Annotated in this window: 26 protein-coding genes and 1 pseudogene; 23 read left to right on the forward strand and 4 right to left on the reverse strand. The window is 44.3% G+C overall.

The window, feature by feature from the left end; translation table 11 throughout:
* Positions 1-12: 12 nt before the first annotated feature.
* The 11 genes from ACJJH9_RS06875 to ACJJH9_RS06925 all read left to right on the forward strand — a co-directional run bounded on the left by ACJJH9_RS06875 (position 13) and on the right by ACJJH9_RS06925 (position 7,179).
* On the forward strand, positions 13-441 hold the full coding sequence (locus ACJJH9_RS06875) for a hypothetical protein (protein ID WP_444924729.1): 429 nt from the start codon (positions 13-15) through the stop codon (positions 439-441).
* 105 nt (positions 442-546) lie between these two features.
* A complete protein-coding gene (locus ACJJH9_RS06880) occupies positions 547-1,029 on the forward strand; it encodes a hypothetical protein (RefSeq protein ID WP_444924730.1) in 483 nt (160 codons plus the stop codon).
* 229 nt (positions 1,030-1,258) lie between these two features.
* Positions 1,259-1,567, forward strand: coding sequence for a hypothetical protein (locus tag ACJJH9_RS06885; protein WP_444924731.1), 309 nt, complete (start codon positions 1,259-1,261; stop codon positions 1,565-1,567).
* Positions 1,568-2,463: 896 nt separating this feature from the next.
* Positions 2,464-2,862: a hypothetical protein gene (locus tag ACJJH9_RS06890; RefSeq protein WP_444924732.1), complete on the forward strand. Its 399-nt coding sequence runs from the start codon at positions 2,464-2,466 to the stop codon at positions 2,860-2,862.
* Positions 2,863-2,978: 116 nt separating this feature from the next.
* The gene (locus ACJJH9_RS06895; protein WP_444924733.1) at positions 2,979-3,281 is read left to right on the forward strand and encodes a hypothetical protein; all 303 of its coding nucleotides are present in this window, start codon (positions 2,979-2,981) and stop codon (positions 3,279-3,281) included.
* A 114-nt stretch (positions 3,282-3,395) separates the two neighbouring features.
* The gene (locus ACJJH9_RS06900) at positions 3,396-3,830 is read left to right on the forward strand and encodes a hypothetical protein (RefSeq protein WP_444924734.1); all 435 of its coding nucleotides are present in this window, start codon (positions 3,396-3,398) and stop codon (positions 3,828-3,830) included.
* A gap of 156 nt (positions 3,831-3,986) precedes the next feature.
* Positions 3,987-4,262 carry a hypothetical protein gene (locus ACJJH9_RS06905; RefSeq protein WP_444924735.1) on the forward strand — a complete coding sequence of 92 codons (276 nt, stop codon included), beginning with the start codon at positions 3,987-3,989 and terminating at the stop codon, positions 4,260-4,262.
* Positions 4,263-4,721: 459 nt separating this feature from the next.
* Positions 4,722-5,153 carry a hypothetical protein gene (locus ACJJH9_RS06910; protein WP_444924736.1) on the forward strand — a complete coding sequence of 144 codons (432 nt, stop codon included), beginning with the start codon at positions 4,722-4,724 and terminating at the stop codon, positions 5,151-5,153.
* 161 nt (positions 5,154-5,314) lie between these two features.
* On the forward strand, positions 5,315-5,635 hold the full coding sequence (locus ACJJH9_RS06915; protein ID WP_444924737.1) for a hypothetical protein: 321 nt from the start codon (positions 5,315-5,317) through the stop codon (positions 5,633-5,635).
* A gap of 85 nt (positions 5,636-5,720) precedes the next feature.
* Positions 5,721-6,047, forward strand: a complete 327-nt coding sequence (locus ACJJH9_RS06920) for a hypothetical protein (protein ID WP_444902876.1) — start codon at positions 5,721-5,723, stop codon at positions 6,045-6,047.
* A gap of 478 nt (positions 6,048-6,525) precedes the next feature.
* Positions 6,526-7,179 (forward strand): hypothetical protein, encoded by a 654-nt coding sequence (locus ACJJH9_RS06925; RefSeq protein ID WP_444924738.1) that lies wholly within the window; start codon positions 6,526-6,528, stop codon positions 7,177-7,179.
* Between the two features lie 28 nt (positions 7,180-7,207).
* On the opposite strand, the gene ACJJH9_RS06930 is transcribed toward ACJJH9_RS06925, so the two are convergent.
* Positions 7,208-8,149 carry an IS110 family RNA-guided transposase gene (locus ACJJH9_RS06930; protein ID WP_444924739.1) on the reverse strand — a complete coding sequence of 314 codons (942 nt, stop codon included), beginning with the start codon at positions 8,147-8,149 and terminating at the stop codon, positions 7,208-7,210.
* Positions 8,150-8,468: 319 nt separating this feature from the next.
* Between ACJJH9_RS06930 and ACJJH9_RS06935 the strand changes: the two genes are divergently transcribed.
* The 11 genes from ACJJH9_RS06935 to ACJJH9_RS06985 all read left to right on the forward strand — a co-directional run bounded on the left by ACJJH9_RS06935 (position 8,469) and on the right by ACJJH9_RS06985 (position 16,064).
* The gene (locus tag ACJJH9_RS06935; RefSeq protein WP_444924740.1) at positions 8,469-8,855 is read left to right on the forward strand and encodes a hypothetical protein; all 387 of its coding nucleotides are present in this window, start codon (positions 8,469-8,471) and stop codon (positions 8,853-8,855) included.
* A gap of 446 nt (positions 8,856-9,301) precedes the next feature.
* On the forward strand, positions 9,302-9,604 hold the full coding sequence (locus ACJJH9_RS06940; RefSeq protein WP_444924741.1) for a hypothetical protein: 303 nt from the start codon (positions 9,302-9,304) through the stop codon (positions 9,602-9,604).
* A 186-nt stretch (positions 9,605-9,790) separates the two neighbouring features.
* A complete protein-coding gene (locus tag ACJJH9_RS06945; protein ID WP_444924742.1) occupies positions 9,791-10,051 on the forward strand; it encodes a hypothetical protein in 261 nt (86 codons plus the stop codon).
* Between the two features lie 96 nt (positions 10,052-10,147).
* Positions 10,148-11,331, forward strand: a protein-coding gene (locus ACJJH9_RS06950) for an IS3 family transposase (protein WP_444924743.1) whose coding sequence is annotated in 2 segments (ribosomal slippage) — positions 10,148-10,430 and positions 10,430-11,331 — 1,185 coding nt in all. Because the reading frame shifts where the segments join, the coding sequence is not laid out codon by codon here.
* Between the two features lie 103 nt (positions 11,332-11,434).
* A complete protein-coding gene (locus ACJJH9_RS06955) occupies positions 11,435-11,923 on the forward strand; it encodes a hypothetical protein (RefSeq protein WP_444924744.1) in 489 nt (162 codons plus the stop codon).
* A 164-nt stretch (positions 11,924-12,087) separates the two neighbouring features.
* Positions 12,088-12,393 (forward strand): hypothetical protein, encoded by a 306-nt coding sequence (locus tag ACJJH9_RS06960; protein ID WP_444904433.1) that lies wholly within the window; start codon positions 12,088-12,090, stop codon positions 12,391-12,393.
* Positions 12,394-12,859: 466 nt separating this feature from the next.
* A complete protein-coding gene (locus ACJJH9_RS06965) occupies positions 12,860-13,324 on the forward strand; it encodes a hypothetical protein (protein WP_444924745.1) in 465 nt (154 codons plus the stop codon).
* An 82-nt stretch (positions 13,325-13,406) separates the two neighbouring features.
* Positions 13,407-13,784: a hypothetical protein gene (locus tag ACJJH9_RS06970; RefSeq protein ID WP_444924746.1), complete on the forward strand. Its 378-nt coding sequence runs from the start codon at positions 13,407-13,409 to the stop codon at positions 13,782-13,784.
* A 113-nt stretch (positions 13,785-13,897) separates the two neighbouring features.
* Complete coding sequence (locus tag ACJJH9_RS06975) at positions 13,898-14,284, forward strand: hypothetical protein (protein WP_444924747.1); 387 nt, start codon at positions 13,898-13,900, stop codon at positions 14,282-14,284.
* 613 nt (positions 14,285-14,897) lie between these two features.
* Positions 14,898-15,536: a LysE family translocator gene (locus ACJJH9_RS06980; protein ID WP_444924748.1), complete on the forward strand. Its 639-nt coding sequence runs from the start codon at positions 14,898-14,900 to the stop codon at positions 15,534-15,536.
* A 117-nt stretch (positions 15,537-15,653) separates the two neighbouring features.
* Entirely contained in the window at positions 15,654-16,064 is a 411-nt protein-coding gene (locus tag ACJJH9_RS06985) for a DUF4279 domain-containing protein (RefSeq protein WP_507021896.1), read from the forward strand.
* A 28-nt stretch (positions 16,065-16,092) separates the two neighbouring features.
* On the opposite strand, the gene ACJJH9_RS06990 is transcribed toward ACJJH9_RS06985, so the two are convergent.
* Both ACJJH9_RS06990 and ACJJH9_RS06995 read right to left on the reverse strand, forming a co-directional pair.
* Complete coding sequence (locus ACJJH9_RS06990; protein ID WP_444925210.1) at positions 16,093-16,530, reverse strand: transposase; 438 nt, start codon at positions 16,528-16,530, stop codon at positions 16,093-16,095.
* Positions 16,516-16,743 (reverse strand): annotated as a pseudogene (locus ACJJH9_RS06995) (IS110 family transposase); the annotation flags it as partial. The pseudogene ACJJH9_RS06995 and the gene ACJJH9_RS06990, both read right to left, overlap by 15 nt.
* A 143-nt stretch (positions 16,744-16,886) precedes the next feature.
* On the opposite strand from ACJJH9_RS06995, the gene tnpA reads away from it, so the two are divergent.
* A complete protein-coding gene (gene tnpA, locus ACJJH9_RS07000; RefSeq protein ID WP_444924750.1) occupies positions 16,887-17,321 on the forward strand; it encodes an IS200/IS605 family transposase in 435 nt (144 codons plus the stop codon).
* On the opposite strand, the gene ACJJH9_RS07005 is transcribed toward tnpA, so the two are convergent.
* A complete protein-coding gene (locus ACJJH9_RS07005) occupies positions 17,322-17,558 on the reverse strand; it encodes a hypothetical protein (RefSeq protein WP_444924751.1) in 237 nt (78 codons plus the stop codon). It abuts the gene before it with no gap.
* Positions 17,559-17,651 lie beyond the last annotated feature (93 nt).

The raw sequence follows: 17,651 nt of genomic DNA on the forward strand, positions 1-17,651 counted from the left end.
CGAGTCTAGTGCGTGTTATCTGGTGTAGCCCTAACAAAGCCAGCCAGAGGGACCAAAAAACCGCCGCTTCGCTCTGGTTTTTCGGCCCCTGCTGGCGGCGTTATGCCAACCAAGGAAAATAATATGCAGCTAGACATGACGCTCGATGAGGCACAAAAAAGAGCTATCGAAAGTGGGCTGCTTTCGGACGAGGAGATAGAGTCCCTAAATAATTCTCTGGTTGAAATGAGGAAACTAGCCGAGAAGGATCGACTTTCCTATCGAGAAGAGAAAGAAATGGAAAGGTTAAGGTATATATTTGACGATTTGGCGGTAAAAGGTATGCCTGAATTTGAGCATTTGCGTCCCAAGCCACAAAGTCTATTTACTAAAATACTGCCATTTGTGGTCGGAATCCTATTCGTAGCTGTATATTTCTGGTGGGAAGTTACAAATGCATAACAAAGCCAAGCACGACCGCCAGCAAAGCTGGCTGGACCTCCATTTCGGGGCTTCGCCCCTGCATTGCGGCCCGTGTTGGCGGCGTTACGCATCCTGGTATAGAAAATGAGAGTTGAGTTATCTTACGGTTGGTTGGGCTACTTCATGAAGTATTTTGGGGGAGTCATCATGTTGGCTTTGAGTCTCACAGTTAGTGGTTTAATGGTAGCTGTCCTCGTTAAGGAGACCTATCATGATGATATTGCTAATTTTGCACTTATCTGTTCTGTCCTCATCCCAGTAGCTATTATCTTCAGTAGATCTTCGTACCTACTATTTAAATACGCCACTTTATTCACGAGAAATTTTGTCGTGACAGATAGCTGTCTTTATATTAAATCTTCTGAGAGAATTACTAGACAATATTCATATGCTGATCTTGAAAAAATCGTGTACATTAGACTTCTAAATGTTATTGAGCTGCATTTTTCAGCATCTCCAGAACGGCCTGTCGCTTTAATGAATAATAAAAACTACATCACAGAAGAGTTTTCTGAAATTAAAGATTTTTTCTTGGGGAATCCCAAGATCCAGAAAAAGTGGATTTAGCTAAATGCATAACAAAGCGCTGCAAAGAGACGGCTTACTTTGTGCACTTTATGTGCCGTCGCTTCGCTCCAGAATTGCACATAAACCACACAAGGCAAGCCGCCCCCGAGCGCGGCGTTAGCCATAAGGTCGTCTTAGAATGAAGATATTCATAATATTATTATTGCTGTTTAAAGCTCAGTTGGCGTTCGGTTGCTACTGCGTAGATGCTCCGCTTGAGGAGAGATATTTGGAATCTGACTATGTTTATCTCGGTCAGGTTCAGTCTTCAACACTTGGTGAAAATGGCGTAGTCACAAACGAACTAGTTGTATTAGAAAAAATTAAAGGCGTAGCAGATACCAAAACTGTCAAAAATACATTGTTTTCCGAAGATATGTGTGCGTCTCACATGGTGGTAGGATACAAGTATGTAGTTTTTGGGAAAACTGGTTCGATTCCAGAAATTAGTTCCTGTTCAAACACTCGCTCGCTCGGGGATATCGGTAAAGAGGGACTGACGCAGCTCCAAGAAATGGCTAACAAGCGCAAGCAGTAAGCTACGGCCCTGCGGGCCTCCGCGGGACGCCCAACGCTATGCACATTTTGTGCGGTCGCTGCGCTCTCAGTTTCGCACAAAATGTGCATAGCATTGGTCGCCCCTGTTGCGGGCGTTATTGGTCGCTCGCTCCAGTTTTGTAGGGATTCAATTAAGAATAGCGGGTGATTGTTAGAGCGCTGTATAAATAAACAGTATTGGCGGGAAAGCCCATAGTCAACGGTTCGACCTTCGTGTAAGCTTCGAAGCTTCAGCGACGCTCGCATAACGAAGTTGATGCGGACGGCGCAGCCACTTCGAAGCAAGGCCGCGAACCAAGTGCTGCTAATTTCTCTCTCCGAATCGTGGTAGACAGTAAGAAGAAAGGTATTTGTAGTGAATTTGTACAGAGTACCACGAGCAACAAATAACAACCCGATGATGCGGAAACCTAAAAGTTGTCATTCCCTTTGCTTGGGCAAAGGCACTGCCAACTTTCTTAACGGTTCCGCATATCTATTTTCGTTATTGTGGCGGTCAATTTTTAGGTAGTTTGTTGTTGCTGCAAGCACCAATCTCTTCCTGAGCACATTTCTCCAGAGAGTTTTCCTGCAAGTGGGCACCGTAGTTCCGTTCAAGTGCCTTCGTTTTAAGCCAACAAGTTCTGCAAGCTAGCTGCATCATTGTGGAGTGCCAGTCAGTTAGTTAACTGGTGGGGAAAGTATGGTATTTTTCCCAGTAAATTTATAGGGCAGTTGCCAGCCAAAGGTGGCTGGCAAAGAGCAAGTAGGTCGTTAAGTACGCGCCAGCTATAACCAGGCCAGGCAAGATCGCCCAGCCGGAGGCTGGGCTGGACAGCCTACGCTCCGCTTCGGCTGCCCTTGCTGGCAACGTTATGCATCGGATAAATTGATTTCATGAAAGTTGTAGCATTTGGCCAAGAACATACAAAAGGCAAACATGAAAGTGATATTTTCAAAGTTAGTGACGATGAAAATGGTTTAACAATTACTGTAGATACGGTTGATGTAAAGGGAAGCCGTATGTACCTCATTGTAAATTTTGAATTCGTTCGCGGCTATCGCTATCTAGATGAGGGCGATCTAATGTGCTACTGGGAAAGTGATGCTTTTACTTCACCTGTTCACGTCTTTCAAGTTTTGGCTGGCGGTTGGAGCAATGGAGAAGCTTGCGAGCCTGGCGTGCTAAATATAAGTAAAGCTATAGACATTAAAGAGTGGTTTGTAGGTACTACAAATGGTTGTATTTCTATACTTTCTGATGCAATCCCAACGATCGAGAGCAAAAATGCATAACAAGCACCGGCACAATCAGCCACTTCGTGGCTTGGACTCGCAATAAGTTACTCGCCTGTGCGGTGAGCATTATGTTTCAGAGTTACCCACGAAAAGTAGACGCCAGTTTCACAACCATGAGCAAGATTGATCTGATAAAAGAAGAGTTGATGAGAGTTCGTGAGGAGCTAAAGCTTAAAGCTGAGTCTGAGCTAGACACTCTCGGTAAAAACATGCTCGAACGGACATACGATATCTTTGGCAAGGAGTATCCGCTTCTGGCATGGAGCGAAAGAGACCCAGATGGTGCCCTTGCAGTAATAATAGAACTCCGTAAAAAGTCCTGGTTTGGTTCAATCTCATGTTTTCAGTCTGGCTTTAGGCTTAAAGACGGAGCCTCAATAAACCTGAGTGAAGCGGAGCTTTGGGAGTATGACTAAAAACATAACAAATCAATCAACTTCGCCCCTTCGGCGCCGGATAGCTTACACTACGCTTCGCTTCATTCCAGCTGCCGGTTATTGAGGCGTTATGAGCCTAGATGGACATTGTAGATGGAAGTGATTCCTGGAATTGGAACTGACATTATTCGATTCGGTGTTACGGAAACCGAAGCTATTGCTTTGCTAGGTCGGCCTAACAAGGCATATAGGACTGACGAAGGCTGCAAAAGGTTACAGTTCAACATACTGAGCTTAGAGCTTTCATTTGAGCCAGATAATGAAGATCGCTTAAGCTGGATAGAGATCCATAATCCTGAGCTTTCCCTAGCTGGAAAAAAATTAATTGGCGTATCACAAAACAAGGCTTTAGCTTACGTTACCGAATTTCTGAAAGAACAGGCTGAATTTGAAGATTATGGTTCATTTATTTCTGCGTCTTACGATAAACATTGGTTGGAGCTGCAGTTTCAGTTTGGCCGTCTTGATTGTGTAAATGTCGGGGTGCTTTACGATGACGTGGAGAGCCCTATTTGGCCCAGCTCATAACAAAGCCGGGCAATTTGCTCCGGGCCTGCGACCCTCCGCGGGACAGCTTACCTTGTGCACTTTTTGCGCAGGTCGCTGCGCTCCCATTTTTGCGCAAAATGCGCACAAGGTAAGCAGCCCCTGCCGGCGGCGTTATGATTCTTAGAGAGCGTTGAAATGAAAATCAAAGTTATTCTCTGCATTGCAGTACTATTTTTGACCTCATGTAGTACAAATCAAGTACGAGAGGCCTCGCGCCTTGACTATAGTGCACTAAAAGTTGGCGAAGCTTCTCAGGAAGATACAATTGCGCTACTTGGGAAGCCTGCTTATATAGACAACAATCCAGATGGTAGAAGCGTGTATATGTATGACACTGCTACGAACGAAATATCCGGATTTATGTTTAATGAAGCGGGGGTTCTCACTAAAATTGTAGTGTATAGAAAGTGAGGAAAAATCATAACAAATCAATCATCGACTTCCCTGCGGGGCTGGACTTTCACTCCGCGGCTTCGCCGCTACGTTCCGGCCCATTATTGAGATGGTCAATTTTTAGATATTTTGTAGTTGCTGCAAGCATCAATCTCTATCTGCGCATGCTTTTCCTGAGAGTTTTCCTACAAGCTAGCACCGCAGTTTCGTTCAAGTGCCTTCGTTTTAAGTCAACAATCCCTGCAAGTCAGTTGCACCATTATGGAGTGCCAATCAGCTAGTTAATTGGTGGGGAAAGTATGGTATTTTTCCCTGTATATTTATCGGGCAGTGGCCAGCCATAGGTGGCTGGCAGAGAGCAAGTAGGTCGTTCAGTGCGCGCCAGCTATAACCAGGCCAGGCAAGATCGCCCAGCTGCTGGCTGGGCTGGACAGCCTACGCTCCGCTTCGGCTGCCCTTGCTGGCAACGTTAGCATTATGAAAATCATCGAACTTAGATATCGCGGAAATGGAGTTGCTCAGATAATACTTGGGGGAGCCACAATAGCGGGTGCTTATCTGTTTTGGGCTTCATCTATGAATCTTAAAACCCTGGCCTTCTTCAGCATATCTGTTGGCGTTTTTGGGTTGGCCTTCATTTTACTTGGGCTGAAGACACTTCGGTATAAGCCACTTTCAATAAAATATGGTAATGGTGAGGTTTGGCTTCCAGAGAATGTTGGCTCAAGAAATTATGTAAAAATAAAGGTTCATGAAGTTCAGAAGGTTTTCATAAAATCACATGTTCCTAATTATATTAAATCCCTCGAGGTATTTTCGGCGGATGGAGCATCGTCAATTTCACTTGAAGCAATACCAAAAATTCAATTAGGTGAGCTGCTCAATTATCTCGGAGAGCACCAATGCTAACAATCGCAAGCAGTATGCAACGGCCCTTCGGGCCTCCGCGGGACGCCCAACGCCATGCGCATTATGTGCGGGTCGCTACGCTCCCAGTTTCGCACAAAATGCGCATAGCATTGGTCGCCCCTGTTGCGGGCGTTATGTGCCCCAAACATGAGAGATATATTTTGAGCAAGTGGCTCTATTTGATTGTTGTTTTCGTGCTCGCTGGTTTGCTTTACCCGGCAATCTATCTGTTTGGCCTTGATGGCTTTCGAGACGGCATCCTATTCAAAGTTCCCACATTAATTATCTACGGAGTTCTAGCAGGGTTCTTTCTGTACCCCTTCGTTGAAGGCTACAGGCGATACAAAGCTGGGAGTAAGCGCGTAGCCTTGGTTATGCTCGTTTTTGGTATTATCTTTCCCGTCGTAAGTGGGGCGTTCTTAATAGTTCTCTTTGAATCAATGTTACGCGAAGGAAACAATAGTGGGCATAGCAGCACATAACCAGGCCAGGCAGTACGCTCCGGCGCTGCGCGCCTCCGCGGGACAGCCCACGCTGGCAACGTTATGCGCTTAAGGAGAGCTATCATTGAATATCAAATATCATGACGTAGAATTTTCTTTAGAGATCGAGGAGATTGACGAATATATTATTCAGGGGCGCTTAATTTTAGATCCAGACAAGGAAAAAATATTTCGGAAACTTCACGAAGCAGAGAGCGAAAGTTGGTATTTGAGTAAAAATGGAGAAAGATTAGAGTCAGAAGAACTATTTGAAGCATCTCCATGGAAATTTAATAGCCCGAACGGAGAAGTAAAGTTGCTTTGCCGTTTTCATGATATGTACACAGGTGAAATTCGTTTCAATACGCAAGATGGCTACGGTGGAGAACTATTTAAATGGGTACGAGAGTAATAGATTTATCGCATAACAAAGCAAGCCAAAATCGCACCTTCGGTGCTGGACTCGCTATCGCTCGCCTTTGCTTGCGGCGTTATTGGTGCCGGCAAATTTTTTCCGTTTATCCGAGGTTGCTGGAGTTTCAGTGCCAAAAATAGCATCCAGTATTGATGCCAGTTTGGCAGGTTGCTATTCAAGTATGTTCGTTCCTAGAGCGTTCGCTCAGGTCCGGCAGGATGGGGCAACTCAGAGTATTCCTCTAGAGTGCCCGTAAGATAAAAAATAGTTGGGGAAAGCGCGGTATTCTTTCCTCGTAAATTTTAGGCAGTGGCCAGCCAATTCGTGGCTGGCATAGTGCTAGTAGCTGGTTCAGAGTGCGGCCACAATAACCAGGCTAGGCAAGATCGCCCAAGGCCCCTGCGGGGCCCCGGGCTGGACAGCCTACGCTGTGCTCCGGCTGCCCCTGCTAGCGGCGTTATGCGAGAGAGAGATCGTGAGTACACCTCAGCATAGTAAAATCATCAACAAAGTTGCACGAGAAATTTTAAAGCCCCTTGGTGTGAAGCGAAAAGGACAATCACGCATTTGGCTTGATGATAATGGCTGGTGGATCACTGTAATTGAATTCCAGCCTTCGGGGTGGTCTAAAGGAACATACCTAAATATCGGGATAAATTGGCAATGGTATCCCAAAGAGCACTATGCATTTGATGTCGGTTACAGAGAGCAAGGCTTTGTAGAGTACGAAAACGACCAACAATTTGAAGAAGGTGCGAGATCATTTGCGGAACTAGCGAAATCTAAAGTATTGGAGATACGAGAGTCACTTTCTACTCCTGAAAGTATGAAGAGGTATATCATCTCCGCTTTCAAAGAAATTAGACCTACGATATGGGGCGAGTTTCACCAAGGACTTGCATGCGCTGTAGCAAGAGATAAGGCTCAGGCAATTTCATTTCTTCAGAGCGTTGTTTCAAACTCGCTTGATACGGAATGGGCGTTAGAGTTAAAAGATTTCTCCAAAAAACTCATAAATCTAATAGAATCGGGTTCTGATTATCATACATACCTTGATGAGGTAGTAAGCAAGTCGCGAGAACTCAAGAAACTTGAAACAACGGATATTAAAATTGCAGTAATCGCATAACAAGTGACTATGGTCCTTTGTCAAGTATTTAAGCCATTTTCTCATCCCAGTAAGTGTTGTTTTTTACCATCGTATTTAGAATGGTAAGTTGCTTCCTCATACATGCGATAAGGGCTACTTTCTTTGGTTTACCAGCAGCGACCAGGCGCTCATACATTGGCTTTAATTTAGGGTGGCATTGTATTGCCGACATCATAGAAACAAACAAAACCGTGCGTACACGATGTCGCCCACCTCGAATATAGCGCTTACCTTGGAAGCTGCCGCTATCACGATTCATCGGGGCGATACCCACAAGTGCCGCAATCTCTTTGCGGTTCAGCTTGCCCAGCTCAGGAAGTTCGCTCATTAGCGTGTAAGCCAGTACATTGCCGACTCCTTTAGCGCTTAATAAGAGATCGCGTTTTTGTCGCCACTCGGCAACGCTGTTAACAAGTTTATCAAGTTGCTTATCGACTCCTTCTAGCTCTTTTTTGATGGCCTTTAAGATAGCCTGAATGGGCTTGCGAACAGACTTAGGCATTCTCTTGAGGCGATTCTTTTGCATTGTGCTCATTTCTAAGCACTGGTTCCTGACCGTCAGCAAATCACTGATATTTCTTAGTTTTTCAGGTTTGATCGATGACAATCTTGGCTTCATTGCTTCACCAAAATGTGCGATATCAATTGCATCCAGCTTATCTGTTTTTGCGAGCCGCCCTGCTGACTTTGCAAAGTTTCTTACTTGTGAAGGATTGCAAACAACTATCGGCAGTCCCGCTTTATGAGCAGCACAGACAAATTCTAATTCTAGCCTTCCTGTGGACTCGATCCATACTCTTTCAGGTTTAAGAGGTTGTAGTTGTTTAATGGCATCCTTAATACCATTTTTATCATTGGTAACACTATAGAATTGGCCAATAGGTCTCACATAAATATCGAGTTGTTTACTGCTGGTATCGATACCGACATTGATCTCTTGAGGTTCCATAAGATAAGCTATCTCCGCCTTGCTATTCGGGCTCGAGGCCCACATGACTATTCGAGTTATGCCTAGTGAGTGCTTATCACGTTCATACTTGTTATCGGTCTTTTACGAACCGGCCAGGCAGCGAACTGTGATAAACAAGGCCTTGGGTGGCCGCCGAAGGTGGGTCTCAATTTACCCGTTAGCGAAAAGGATTTTCAACATCAGAATCGGGCAAGAACAACCATACAAGGCCAAGCAGCGCCGCACACCTCGTGTGCTGGACAGCTTTTCCGCGGCTTTGCCGCTACAAATCTGCCGCTGTTGGCAGCGTTAACTTACTATGAAGCATCCTTCTGGATACACAATTGAAGACGTAATTGAGCTTGGAAAAGAAAAGCGATCTCAGTTCGATTATAAAATATTTAACCCTGATTTCATGGGGCTGGTGTTTTTAAATGAAGATAGAGGTTGGCCTATAACAAGCAGTTATCGCCCAGCTCATCAGGTAACACCTGATATCCTTACTACTGGCGAGCAAATGTTTTTTGAAAACGACATATTAATACCTGGGGAGTCCGCACGCGCATATATAAGATTACTTTCCCCTGAGCACTATCCGCACTGCTTGTATATTGGAAAAGAACTAAATATTAACGAGGGTTCAAGAGTTGTTGGGCGAGTAAAGGTTTTGGAGGTCTACAATGATCTTTTGCTGGCGGCCAGTTAACAAGTTGTGGCAGCGAGGGCGCTTTGTGCAGGGACAGCTTACACTGCGTTCCAGCTGCCCCTGCACAAAGCGTTAAGAGGCAAGTATGAGGCTAATTAAATACGGTGTAATCTGGTATCTTATGGGTACATTCAGTTGGTACTTGTCCGGCGTTGCTATTAGTTTTTTTGAGGGCCCAGAAATTTATTTTAAAGGAATCGCCTTACTAGCTAGCCCTATAGTTGTACCGTTTACTTTGTATGATTTTATATGGAACTCTCAGGAAAAGTTAGAGAGTAGCATCGTTCCTATGGGGGTATGTTACGCGCTTGCTTTAATTCTAGTGTTAGTATTTTGGTGTAGAAATAAAAATGCCTCTTAACGAGGCCAGGCAAGATTGCCTAGCCGGTGGCTGGACAGCCTACGCTCTGCTTCGGCTGCCCTTACTGGCAGTGTTAGGCGTACGGATGGAGTATCATGACAATCAAGATGTTCGGCTCGGGGGTATCGTAGAGTTAGGTATGCCAGATGGCCGAGAAAAAGCAAGAGTTGTTATGCTAGGTGATGACTATAAGCATCTTGAACTTGAGGCCTCTTTTGAGTCGTGGGTAAAAAAAGATAAAATTTTAAAATCTGACTCAATTGTAATTGAATGGCTTGGTAAAAACCCTTTAGCTCATAGTGACCCAAACTATGCTCTGGTTGGTAATTATTTGTTTACCGGCGTTAGTGCAGATTTAAAACTCATTGGTAGGGCTAGGCATGAGTAAAACACCTAACAAACAGCAGCACGCAAGCCCGGCAAAAGACGCCGGGCAGGACGGCCTACATTGCGCTTCGCTTCATTTCGGCCGCCCGTGTGCTGGGCGTTAGGTGCTACCTTGATCCAAATATTTGGGCTTCTAATTACATTACTAGTGGTCGGCTGCAGTACTCAAACAGTTCAGGAAGAGAGATTGGCTAAGCTGCCATGCTATGACGGATGGAGCAGCTATAAGACTGGAAGTAGTGTGGTCTATTTGCCTAACGAAGTAGAAGTGCTCAATGTTAAAAAACAGCTAGCTGTAGATCGAGAACTGGGTTATTGGCATCTGAAACCCTCTAGTGAAATAATTGTACTGTCAGTTGATTCAATTGGTATTGCTCGTTCAACTGAATTTGTTCGAGAAAAAGAAGGTCTAACCAAAACTAATAGCCCGGAGGAATTCATTGTTTAAGTTCATTAGTACTATCGCACCTAACAAGGCGCTGTTGTCGCAGCCTGATCTTGCCCCGTTTTAACGGACACCAAAGTCAAACAGACGAGGTGTCTTATGCCGAAATACAACAAACCTAGAAAGACTTGGCAGTATTCAAACGAATTCAAAGTGAAAGCGGTAATGCTTAGCTTGATAGAGGGTGTTCAAGTTAAGGAAGTGGCCGAAACTCTCGACATTCACCCTTTCATGCTGTCACGATGGCGAAAAGAGTTTCAGGAGGGGAAGATTGTGGCAGATAAACGAAGAAAGCTTACTGGTGTAGTCTCTAAAGCAGAGAAAGAACTTTCTAGGGTAAAGCGTTTAGAGGCGGAGAATCGTAAATTAAAGCAGGAGCTTGATTTGTTAAAAAAGTGGCAACGGTTTCTTGCGGAGGAACATCAGCAAGATATCGATTCATCCATAGGTTCGGATCAGAACTAGGTATCAAAAGAACTTGTCAGTGGCTGGGAGTATCGCGCAGTGGCTATTATGATTGGCTGAAGAGGCAGCGATCGCACCGAAAACACCAAGATGATGATCTAAAGGTTCAGATTCAAAAGATTTCGGATGACTCTGCAGGGCGCTATGGTAGTCCAAGAATTTGGAAAGCCCTGCTGACCAAGGGATATGAAGTTAGCCGTAAGCGCGTAGCCCGGCTGATGCAGGAATTAGGAGTCGTAGCCAGAGTTACGAGAGTGACACGTAGAGCAACAGGCATAAAGCGTTTCCTAGCCTCTGGGGAGAATCTTAGACCGGATGGAGCTGTGCCTAAAAGCAAGAATCAAGTTTGGTTTGCTGACATAACCTACCTTAAGGTTAAGGGTCAATGGCAGTACTTGTCAGTGGTGATGGATTTGTATTCTCGCCGAGTAATCGGTTGGAGTTTAGATACGAAAAGAACAACAGAATTAACCCGAAGAACCCTGATGAATGCTGTAAGGAAAAGAGGATCAAAACCGGGATTAATATTACACACGGACAGAGGTGTAGAGTACAGAGGGTCCGAGTATCAAAAAGAGTTGAGAAAATATGGAATCCAGCATAGCTTGAGTAGAGCGGGTAAATGTACGGATAATGCCCATATGGAGTCGTTCTTCCATAGCTTAAAAGCTGAACTGATTAGAGGAACTAGATTCCAGACAATGAGCCATCTAAAGTATGCTTTGGCTCGATATATTAATGATTTTTACAACCGTAGGCGGCTGCATTCAGCTCTAGGCTATCGATCACCAATGGAATATGAGCGAATAGCAGTATGAAAAGTAGTGTGTCCGTTTTATCGGGGCAAGATCAGCCTTCGGCTGCTGGGACGGCCTGCTACACAGTCCGCCCAAAGCTTAGTGTTATGGTTCCTGAGAATCCATGAGAAATTTAATATTTATGCTGGCTGTATTTCCAATTTTTGCAGCTGCTTATGACACAACCAGATTACATTCACATCATGTCTATGTTGAAGGCGTCCTCCCTGAGCCATATAAAAATGTATCTTTGAAAATTGATTTAGATCCAGAAAATGATGATTTAAAGAGCATCACTCTTAATGTAGATGGGAAATTAATCAGTTTCCCCGAGTCAGAGAGGGCAAAGCTTACTGATCTTGATTTACATACATTGCAAATTGAACACGGCATATTTAGTGCTCATGATAGTGAAGTGGGCGATGTTCTTTATATAAAAATCGCAAAAAAAGAAAGAAAGTCAATGAAGTGCAATTTTGATCAAGAAGGCCTAAACCACGGTGTCTACGATGTTGCATTAATCCAGTATAACTTCGAAGCCCCACCCGTTGTCATGTTGGATAATCCGTACAAATATTATGTTGGAAGTTACCGGTGGTGCATCGAGGGGTAAAAACCATAACAGTCGCAGGCAGTTTGCTCCGGCCCTTCGGGCCTCCGAGGGACGCCCAGTGCTATGCACTTTTTTGTGCAGGTTGCTGCGCTCCCAATTTAGCACAAAAAAGTGCATAGCAGTGGTCGCCCCTGCTGCGGGCGTTATGCATATTCTGGTGATTCATGAGCTGGTTTCGAAGACAGGACAGTAAAAAGAACAGTGACTATCTTCTCGAGGGTTTGCTCGCAGGGATGGCAGTCTCTCTTGGAAGTTCATTATTAGTCATAGGAGCTTTGGGTGGCTGGTTAGGATTTGTATCCTTTGTCGCTCTTTGTACTGCTACCTACTGGTGTGCAAAGATATTTATATACAAAAAGAAGCTTTTATCGGGTATCGGAAGAAGCGAATTTTGGTGGCTAGGTTTTTTCGCTGGCGGCCTTATCTTCATGGGCTACGGTTTTGCCGCATTGGGAGTGGTAAATGCATAACAAGGCGCTGTTGTCACAGCCTATGGCTGCTGGGACGGCCCACTGCGTGGTCCGCCCCAAAGCTTGGCGTTATTGGTGCCGGTCGGTATTTTTTTGTTTTTCGTGGTTGCTGAAATTTTAGTGCCACTAAATAGCTTCCAATATTGAGCCGTTTTGGCCGGTTGCTATTCAATCAGTTCCGCTCCTAGAGTGTTCGGTCTGTTTCAGTAGAAGAGGGCAGTCCTTAGTTATCTTTTGGAGTGCCATTAAGATGGAAAATGGTTGGGGAAAGTGCGGTATTCTTTCCTCGTAAATTTTAGGCAGTGGCCAGCCAAGTCGTGGCTGGCATAGTATTGGTAGCGGGTTCAGAGTGCGGCCGCAATAACCAGGCTAGGCAAGATCGCCCAAGGCACCTGCGGGGCCCCGGGCTGGACAGCCTACGCTGCGCCCCGGCTGCCCCTGCTAGCGGCGTTAGAAGCACTTAGAGATGGCACGAAGAAAACAACTTAAGGGAGTCGCTGGAAATATAGTCCAATGGTGCTTGGGCAGAAACTTTGACTGTCAAGGGTACTGGGCTGTCGGCCAGCTATATGCCTACGCCCAAGAAAATGGCACCAATGAGTGTGTAATAAATCTTGTAAACGAGCATGTGCCAAATGAAGTTATGGATGTAAAGTTTTCAGGAGCTATCAAGCTATTGTCACGTATTTTACAGCGTGACCTTGAATCACTGAAAATACCCGATTGGTGGGTAAAGGAAGTGAAGGTAATCTTTACCTTTAATACTGATTATCAGAAAAAGTATCACCTTCTGGCATCTGGCCTTGGTGGAAAACCAGCAATTTGTCTGGTTGAAATTACTACTGACCTAGGTAAAACATATACCAAAGAAGGTGGTTGCAATGTTTGGGTTCACAATCCAGAAAAAGAGAGTCGTCGCTATGGCTTCTAACAAAGCCAAGTACTCGGACAAATTACTCGCTGCGCTCCTAATTTCCCGGTGTTGGCGGTGTTATGTCTCAAGGAAGTAAATTATGGAACTGAAGAATTATATTAGTTCGACTATTGAAGAAATTGCTAGAGGAATACTCGATGCTAGTGAAAAGCTAGCGGATACTAATGCAGTTGTCAGTCCAACTGATTTCCAAATAAATTCTAAGGAGTCTCAGGCGTTTGGTAGAACGAAGTCACCTCATATTCCAGATCATGTTGGAAAGGACACTAGAGTTGTTCAAAAAGACGACTTTGACATAGCCGTGACGGTTGATGAAGCAGATAAATCAAAAGCTGGTGCAAAAATTTCGGTACTCTCTATCGGTTTAAGCGGTGATCTCGAGTCATTATCCAAAACTGGCACCAGCTCAAGAATTAAGTTTGCTGTTCCTCTTGTATTGCCAACTAAAGAAACATAACAAACCAATGTAGTTCGTGCTTTACACAGGACAAATAAGAACTGCGCGCTAAAAGAAATTTGCCTCTAATTAGTGGCGTTACGTGTAATCGATAAGGTGGTGAGGCCCTAGTAATGAAAAGAGCAATATTGTTAACAGTATTTCTAGCGGGATGTGCTACGAATCCAGAGATGCATCAACCGAATTTAAATAAAGTGATCTTGGTTGCCCAAAATGATGCGTGGGGAAAGTCATTTATTCCACTAGAAACCCAAGCCAATACACGGATTGAATCAATTGATGGTGAGAAGGTATCGGATTTCTTCAATAGTACAAAAAATATTTCCATTGATTCTGGAGAACATAAGGTAGTGGTTTCTTGCTATCTCCGAAGGGGGGGACTTCATCAAAAAGCGGAGCACGAGTTCACCCAAATTTTCAAGAAAGGCATAGTGTACGTTTTTGCGGGTAAGCTCGGTAAGGGCGCAGAATGTGAAGTTGATATTGAGCAACGTACATAACAATTACAAACAGGTTGCTACGGCCCTGCACGCCTGCGCGGGACAGCCTACGCTATGCTTCAGCCGCCCCTGCTGTGGGCGTTAAGCGTCAATTATGACTGAACAAGAATTTATAGAATCAATTGACTTTAGCTTTCCATACAATGACAAAGAGAAAGCTATCGAGCTGATCGTACAAGGAAGAACCATATCAGCAAATGCTACGTTCATGGTTCTTCACGAAATAGTTCGTTCGCCTAGTGAAGTCAATAAGGTAACTAAATAGTCACTTTTTAACCATTGGAGCAAAGGATTCTCTAATGAACTTCTGCCTCAGGTGAAAGAGGCTGCGACAGCACTTCTAGCAAACGAAGAACTACCCGTTGAGCGTGCTATAGAGCTAATGGAAAAAATAAAGAATCATACGGGTGAGTTTTGCGCTCTTAGTATTGTCTACTTTTCGTGCGATGATGCAGAGTGTAAAGCAGACGAAAAATACAATCAGATAGTTGAACAATGGCAAAGCGCTTAACAGGCAAAGGCAGCATCGATCTCCGGTCTGGACGCGCTAAAGCAGCGTTGCTGCTTTGGACGTTAGCTGCCATTTAGCATTTACTTTTTTCGGAGAATTGAAATGGATTGGAACAATATTTTTACGTTTATTGCTGTGGCAACATTGCTCGTGATTTCTCCTGGGCCTAATGGATTCCTCATAACGAAAACAGTTCCTTTGTCAGGGCATCGAGCTGGTTTGGCCAATATCACGGGGTTCGTGGCTGCTTTCTATGTACATGGTACGCTATCTATATTTGGTATATCTATTCTCTTGGTGCAATCTGCAAACGCCTTTCTTGTTTTTAAAATACTGGGCGCTGCATATTTAATTTGGCTGGGATTAAAAGCACTCAGAAATGCTACAAGTAAAAGCACAGCTGCAAATAACTTAGAGGCAGTATTGCAGCAAAAGCCAACATCTATAAAAGGGGCTTTTTTTGAAGGCTTTTTAACTAATACTCTTAACCCTAAAGTATCAATCTTCTATCTCGCTGCTTTTCCGCAATTTATTTCCGTAGATGGCAGTGCTTTCAGTGCATACTCTCTTGTTACTGCACACTCACTAGTTAATGTTGTATGGTTTTCGGCTATGGTCTTCATTTTAGCCAAGGTAAAAAATACTACCAGCCACCCTAAATTCAAAACTTGGTTAAACTCTATTACGGGTGTTGTATTTATTGGATTTGGCACTAAATTGGCCTTGGCGAAGAGCAGCTAACAAACCAAGTAAGCGGGAAAATTATACGTGGTCTCCCGTCACTCCGTTCCGTATTATGACCCACCTGTTATTGCCCCATCTTGGGGTGTTAGATATACATAAAATCATGGCGACTCTATCAAAACTAAAGCAAGCTTGAGGGTTATCGGAGATGAATTATTACCTGACGAACTCAGTGAGTTATTAGGCTGTGAGCCTACAGCGAAGATGATTAAAGGTGAGCCATTTTCGTGGATGCGTAGTGGAAAACCACGCATAGTAAGGTCTGGAATGTGGCGTATTGAAACTAATGAAAAAGTGCCAGGTGATTTAGATTCTCAAATATTCGAAATTCTAAATAAGTTGACTCATGATTTAGAAGTTTGGAAAAAACTCTCAGAGAAATATAGGTTAGATTTTTTTTGTGGTCTCTTCATGGAGCGCTCGATGGAGGGTATAAGTATAAGCTCAGAAGCGCTGCTTGCGTTGGGGCAGCGTGGAATTGAAGTAGATTTTGATATGTATGGCCCGGATGATGAAAATGTATAACAAGTGACTATGGCTCTTTGTCAAGTATTTAAGCCATTTTCTCATCCCAGTAAGTGTTGTTTTTTACCATCTTATTTAGAATGGTAAGTTGCTTCCTCATGCATGCGATAAGAGCTACTTTCTTTGGTTTACCAGCAGCGACCAGGCGCTCATACATTGGCTTTAATTTAGGGTGGCATTGTATTGCCGACATCATAGAAACAAACAAAACCGTGCGTACACGATGTCGCCCACCTCGAATATAGCGCTTACCCTGGAAACTGCCGCTATCACGATTCATCGGGGTGATACCCACAAGTGCCGCAATCTCTTTGCGGTTCAGCTTACCTAGCTCAGGAAGTTCGCTCATGAGCGTGTAAGCCAGTACATTGCCGACTCCTTCTAGCTCTTTTTTGATGGCCTTTAAGATAGCCTGAATGGGCTTGTGAACAGTCTTAGGCATTCTCTTGAGGCGATTCTTTTGCATTGTGCTTATTTCTAAGCACTGGTTCCTGACCGTCAGCAAATCACTGATATTTCTTAGTTTTTCTGGTTTGATCAATGACAATCTTGGCTTCATTACTTCACCAAAATGTGCGATATCAATTGCATCTAGCTTATCTGTTTTTTCGAGCCGCCCCGCTGACTTTGCAAAGTTTCTTACTTGTGAAGGATTGCAAACAACTATCGGCAGTCCCGCTTTATGAGCAGCACAGACAAATTCTAATTAACACACAGGTAAACCACCGCCTCTGGCGGTGAGACTTGACAAGGCTCAGCCGTTCCGGCGTGCAGAGTAAAAATATGGCCTCCATGAACGGGCAAGTTCTAGAAGGAGGCCATATGCGAGATTGGCAGTGCCAAGCTCACGTGAAACATTATTGCAGGTACCACGTGGTATTTGTGCCCAAGTATCGAAAGAAAGCGTTATTTGGGACATTGAGGCGGGAGATTGGAGCAATATTCCGAGGCTTATGTCGTCAAAAGGGCATTGAGTTAGTCGAGGGGTACGCAATGAGGGATCACATTCATATGCTGTTAATGATTCCTCCGAAGTTTAGTGTTTCCAATACGGTTGGGTTTCTGAAAGGGAAATCTGCGATCCAGATATTTCGGAAGTACAAGCATGTAAAGAGAAATTTCACAGGAAGACACTTTTGGGCTCGGGGTTACTGCGTGAGTACAGTGGGGCTTGATGAGCAGATGATTCGAGAGTACATCAAGAATCAAGAGGTCGAAGAACGCCGGCAAGAGCAGATTCAACTAGCGGGGTTGTAACTAGCCCCCTCTGGGGGCTTTCACCATACCACCCGCTATGCGGGTGGTTGCTGATTCTAGCCTTCCTGTGGACTCGATCAATACTCTTTGAGGTTTAAGCGGTTGTAGTTGGTTAATAGCGTCTTTAATACCCTCTTTGTTATTGGTAACACTAAAGAACTGGCCATTAGGTCTCACATAAATATCGAGTTGTTTACTGCTGGTATCGATACCGACATTGATCTCTTGAGGTTCCATAAGATAAGCTATCTCCGGCTTTCTATTCAGGCTCGAGGCCCACATGACATGCCTAGTGAGTGTCTGTCACGTTCATACTTGTTAACGGTCTTT

It is taken from the genome of Microbulbifer mixtoriginis (SeqCode), from assembly GCF_052466715.1.